Raw genomic sequence first — 1213 nt, 5'->3', positions numbered from 1 at the left:
TGGATAGTCAACACTAAACTAGACAACTTTTTTAAGGTGTCCAAGTTTGTATTCAATCGGGCTCAAATAGCCCAGTGTTCCATGGATTCGTTTGTAATTAAACCAGTGAATATACCTGTGTAATTCATTTTCCAGCTCATCAAGGCTATCAAAATGACGTCGTTTGACGAACTCAGTCTTAATGATTTTAAACGTAGCTTCAGCTACTGCATTATCATAAGGACAGCCTTTCATACTTAACGATCGCTGAATGTTAAATGTTGCTAATGCATCGTCAATAAGCTTGTTCTTAAACTCACTTCCACGATCTGTATGAAAAAGCTTAATTTTACGTAGATCCGTTTTAATCGACGCTAAAGCACGGTAAACTAATAAAGCATTCTTATGACGTCCGACACTATATCCAATAATTTCACGGTTAAAGAGATCAACAAATACACATATGTACTGCCATTTTTTATCGACTCTCACATATGTTAAATCACTCACAACGACTGATAGAGCTTCATCTTGTGTAAACTGACGATCAAGTTCATTTTTCTGTTCTGATTCGTTGGTTCCGCTGGAATGTGGCTTGAATTGTGCAAGCGTATAAGTAGACACCAGGCCCTGTTCTTTCATTATTCGTCCGATCCGACGTCTAGAGACGACCTTTCCACGTTTGATTAATTCTTGTTTAATTTTTCGAGTCCCATAGTTTTGATAACTTTCATGAAAAATTTCGATAATGTCAGAAGTAATGTCTTCTTCGGACTGGCGTTCTTTTGCTTCATAATAATAGGTACTTCTCGGGATCTGTAGGACTTTGCACATTGCTGATATCGAGTATTTGTGTTGATTATTCTTAATCACATTTACTTTCGTCCTAGTATCAGCGCGGCTTGCTTTAAAATGTCATTCTCCATTTCTAGTTGCTTATTGCGTTTTCTTAGTTCTGCTAATTCCTTTTGTTCAGGTGTTAAATTATCCTTTTCCTTGAAAGAACCAGAAGTCTGACTCTGACTCACCCACTTATCTAAAGACGAAGGAGTAAGGTCGTATTCTTGAATAATCTCTTTTCTTGGTTTACCGCTGTTGTAAAGCTGCACAATCTGTTGTTTAAATTCCTCAGTAAATGTTCTGCGTTCTCTTTTAGTCATCGTAGATTCTCCTCGATTATATTATCTGTAGTCTACTTGACCTTAATTTTTCTGTCTAGTTCAGTGTAGCCGAT

Annotated in this window: 1 protein-coding gene; it reads right to left on the bottom strand. The window is 36.9% G+C overall.

Translation table 11 applies throughout. The annotated features are described in order from the left end of the window. Positions 1-18 precede the first annotated feature (18 nt). A protein-coding gene (locus AC1FXP_RS23445) for an IS3 family transposase (RefSeq protein ID WP_480064316.1) occupies positions 19-1139 on the bottom strand; the annotation gives its coding sequence in 2 pieces (ribosomal slippage) (positions 19-890 and positions 890-1139; 1122 coding nt in all). Between the last annotated feature and the right edge of the window lie 74 nt (positions 1140-1213).

It is taken from the genome of Halalkalibacter sp. HAAS-P013 (assembly GCF_056619925.1).
Note: the sequence above shows the minus strand (reverse complement) of the source record. Positions and strands in the feature narration are given on the sequence as shown.